The sequence below is a fragment of the Streptomyces sp. NPDC054847 genome, assembly GCF_053610925.1.
In genome coordinates this window covers 1-2056 of record NZ_JBSGZJ010000716.1, presented here as the reverse complement: position 1 = coordinate 2056, position 2056 = coordinate 1, and the positions used below count along the sequence as shown (strand labels likewise).

The window sequence follows — 2056 nt, the reverse complement described above, 5'->3', positions numbered from 1 at the left end:
ACGCCGGGAAGATCACGCAATGGGTGGGGAGATCACCTGAGCAGGTTTGGCCATCTGAAGAGCGACACCTGGGGAGGTTCAAAGAGCGCCATCAACACCGGCGTCCCACAGTTCGCGGGGGAGGCCGCGGCCCAGTTCTTCACCCGACATCTGAAGTGAGGCCCGGCCGTCGGACCGGCAACAGACGGTAGCTGACGTCGGCCGAACGGGAAACTCCGATCCTGCCGGACGTCCAGAAGCCCCGGCCCAAGGGGCGGCTGCCCGCCGCGCACGGGCCGGGGCGCGCAGACCGGAGTTCCGGCGAGTCCCGCACCAGCGGCATCTCGCCCAGCCGTTCAGCTGCGCTCGGCCTTGACGATGCGTGGTGTCGTCGGGGTGTCCGACTCCCCGGCCTTGCGACTGGAGATGTACCGCTCGGCCCGCTCGCCGGGGCCGACGTCGGGGAAGCCGGCCACCACGGAGTCGACGACTGTCCCGTCACCGGTGACGAAGTCCACCTGGACCGCGTAGAAAACCGTCTTGTCGGTCGAGTTGGTGACCCTGACCAGACCGGTGCGCAGCCCGTCCGAGCGGGTGGTGGCGACTCCTTGCAGGGACACGTCTCCCGTGGCGTTGCCGCGGCCCTCGACCGTGCGCAGCTCGGCGGCCGCGGAGGCCCGGACGCGTGCCTCCGCTGCGGCCGCGGACTCCTCGAGGTCCTTCTGGGTGCGCGGTGTGGCGGTGCTCGTATCCGTCGGGGACGCGGACTCGGTCGCGCCGGGAGGGCTTGTCGTCGTCGGACCGGACCCCTCGTCGTCGCCGGAGCCGCAGGCGGCCAGTGAGACGGCGATGAGCGGTGCCAGGACGGCGGGGGCGAGGCGGGGGCGGTTCACGGTGTCTCCGTTCTGCGGCTCCGGCCACAAGCCGACGCGAAATCTCGCCCCAAAATAGTGCGAATGACCAAGGGCTGCACGCCGCGACTCGCCCCATCACCGGAGGCGGTCCCACCGCGAAGAGCCCGAGGCATACGCCCCCGAACCCGCTGCTCCTGCGGCGTGGTGACGAGTCCCGCATGCAGCACCGATTCCCGACCGGCCCGCCGCCGAAGTCCCCATCGCCCTGCGACCAGCGCCACCCCACGTCCCTACGGCCACAGCGCTCAACGAGGACATGCGGCACGGCGTCCGCCCAGGGCCCGGCCACGTCCCCGCTCCAGGCGCTCATCGCCGCGTCGGCGAAACAGACGCCGGGGCACCCCGGCACACACTCGGCCGGTCCGGGAGTGCACCGCCTGTACCGCCGACGCACCGCCCGTACCGCCGACGCGCTGTCGAAAGGGATGACGGCCCGCACTCCCTTTCACGAGGCATGCACCCTCGGGCAAAAGGGGAACGGCCGCGGAACCGGCCCGCACCGCCGCACCGGAAACAACTGCGCCGGCCCGTCGGCCCGTCTCCACGCGCGCGTTCGAATCTGCCTCATCCGGGGCCCCTTCCCCATACACCCGGACGGACTAGACGCCGGAGCACGACCCTTCTGCCGCCTGGCCCGTGCACCCATTGGAGTTGCGTCGTCACTGAGCCCATGAGTCCTTGGAAAGCGTGTCCTGCCGGATCTCACCATCAGGAGGAGACATGGGCACCGTTCAGAACAACCAGACGGCCGAGAGGCTGTCCGTCGTTTTCGCGGTCCGTGTGATCGAGGGCGGCGAGCAAGGGTTCCTGGAGATGTACGAGCAGATACGGAAATCCGTCGCTCGAACCCCCGGGCACCTCGTCGAACGACTGGGAGAGCCGGTCGACGGCTCCCGCCAGTGGGTGATCACCAGCGAGTGGGAGACCCCCGAACACTTCTTCGCCTGGCAGCAGAGCGACGACCACCAGGAACTGGTGGCCCCGCTCCGCAACTGGGTCGACTCGACGCAGTCGCTGCGGTTCCGGGTCGTCAAGGAGACCGTGGAGGAGAAGTCATGACGCACACCACCAACGGCCCCGTCGCCGTCCTCGGCCTCGGCACGATGGGCGCAGGCCTCGCCTCACGCCTGCTCGCGCAAGGCATACCCGTGCGGGTCTGGAAC

General features: G+C 69.9%; 3 protein-coding genes. 2 read left to right on the top strand and 1 reads right to left on the bottom strand.

What is annotated here, in order from left to right; genetic code table 11:
• Positions 1–335: 335 nt before the first annotated feature.
• Positions 336–872: a hypothetical protein gene (locus tag ACWGH4_RS34600; protein WP_453467810.1), complete on the bottom strand. Its 537-nt coding sequence runs from the start codon at positions 870–872 to the stop codon at positions 336–338.
• A gap of 741 nt (positions 873–1613) precedes the next feature.
• On the opposite strand from ACWGH4_RS34600, the gene ACWGH4_RS34595 reads away from it, so the two are divergent.
• Together ACWGH4_RS34595 and ACWGH4_RS34590 are read left to right on the top strand one after the other, a co-directional pair.
• Positions 1614–1952, top strand: a complete 339-nt coding sequence (locus ACWGH4_RS34595; protein WP_453467808.1) for an antibiotic biosynthesis monooxygenase family protein — start codon at positions 1614–1616, stop codon at positions 1950–1952.
• Positions 1949–2056: NAD(P)-binding domain-containing protein (locus tag ACWGH4_RS34590; RefSeq protein WP_453467812.1), on the top strand; the 108-nt coding region annotated here is incomplete at its 3' end. The genes ACWGH4_RS34595 and ACWGH4_RS34590, both read left to right, overlap by 4 nt.

Bases quoted from the DNA above. Each gene is read 5' to 3' on its own strand.
- ACWGH4_RS34595 (WP_453467808.1), top strand. From the start codon at position 1,614: ATGGGCACCGTTCAGAACAACCAGACGGCCGAGAGGCTGTCCGTCGTT.